Source organism: Rhizobacter sp. P3_B12 (assembly GCF_056402895.1).
Genome location: NZ_JBFUGN010001195.1, coordinates 1 through 1,662, shown reverse-complemented (window position 1 = coordinate 1,662; position 1,662 = coordinate 1). Strand labels below are relative to the sequence as shown.

Sequence of the window (1,662 nt, the reverse complement as noted above, 5' to 3'; positions counted from 1 at the left end):
GCGTGGAACAGCGGCAGATCATCGCGCAGTCGCGTGCTGCCCGTCAGCTTGGCATACACGCTGTCGGCTTCGAGGCGGCGCGCGGAAGCACCGTAGGCCTGCAGGATGCGCGTGAAGGCGTCCAGGTCGTCATTGATGAGCGCCTGACGCGAGATCTTGACGATCTTTCCGAAGGTCTCGATGCGGAACGATTCGGCCGACTCGGCGAAGCTGCCGTAGGTGTAGTTGGCCAGCTCCAGCACCTTGTCCAGGCCCGGCGCCTCGGACAGCGACACCAGGGTTTGCGGCTTGAAGTCCGGCACCTCGCGCTCGGCGGTCCACACCGCGTGCGTGGCCTGCGCGTTCTCGTAGCCGGCACGCAGCGCGCGGCCCGTCGTGTTGGCCAGCAGCTCGGGGAAATCCGAGGTGCTCATGGCGGCCTTGATGATCTCGTTCTGGCTCTTGCGGTACGTCGAGATGCCCGCCATCGAGAGCACCTTCTCTGCCATCGCGAGCATCGTCAGGCGCTGCAGGTCACGCGAGGCCGGGTGCGGGTTCTCCACCGGCACGCCTGCGCGCGCCAGCAGCACGTCAGAGGCAGCGGCCTTGAATTCGTGCATCGTGCTGGGGCCGCTGCTGCTGGAACCTGCCCACACGGTCTGCCCGCGGTCGTCCACGTACGCCATTGCGCCGACCGAGAACGCGCCCTCGCCCATCTTGTTCAGGATGCGCTCGCCCGCCTCGGCTGGTGTCATCCGCTTGTTGGCCAGGCACTGGAACATCAACTTGCCCATCTCGCCCGCGCTGTCCGGCGCTCTGAGAATATGTCGCTCGAACATGTCCACGATCCGGGCTGTGTCCGCTTCGTTGCGAATCGACAGGGCATAGTCACTGACGGGGGCGCCGGCAGCGGACGCGAGCGGGGCCGACTCGGGTGCTCGGGTGACCGTATGCCGGCTTTGGGGCGGCAGGTGCAGATTGGCGAGCGCAGGTCGGCGCAGCTTGTACTTGTCCGGAATGGAGAAGGCGCAGGCACGCGCGTTGGAGGGCCGCTCGTCGTAGGAGTCGTCGGCGATCTCGTCGACCAGGCCGGCCGCCTTCGCTTGCTCGGCGTCGAACCAGGTCTCCGCATCGAGCCAGGCTCGCAGCTTGTCGTCGGCCTGGCCGGTGCGCCGATAGGCCGTGATGAGCGTGTCACGCACCAGGTCGAGCTTGTCGGCCGTGCGACGCAGGTCGGTCGCGTTGCCACTGGTGGTGCTCCACGGGTTGTGGACCATCATCAGGCCGGACGGCGCGATGATGACCTTGCGACCACCCATCGCGATGACGCTGGCAATAGACAGCGCCCAGCCGGTGATCTCGACCGTGACGTGCGACGGATGAGCGCGCAGCAACTCATAGATCGCGATGCCGTCGTACACGGCGCCGCCTTCCGAGTTGATGCGCACCAGCACGGGCTGGTCCTTGAAGAGGTCCAGTTCCTGACGGATGAAATCCGCAGTCACTTCGGTACCGATTTCGCCAAAGATGTGGATCGTTTGCATGGTGATTTCAAAGTTGTTGTGAGAGCAGTTTCGTGCCGGGCTTCTGTGTGGAATAGCCCTGCGCTCGCTGCACGACGTCATAGAGGCCACGTGCCGAGTGCGGCAACGCAAGGTCCTGCTGCATCGCGCGGAACAGGTG

The 1,662-nt window shown here is 65.3% G+C and carries 1 protein-coding gene; it reads right to left on the bottom strand.

Annotated features, from left to right (window positions below; translation table 11 throughout):
* Positions 1-1,523 (bottom strand): head maturation protease, ClpP-related (locus AC1D01_RS33690; protein WP_477873815.1); only part of this gene is annotated, 1,523 nt, incomplete at its 3' end.
* Positions 1,524-1,662: the final 139 nt, after the last annotated feature.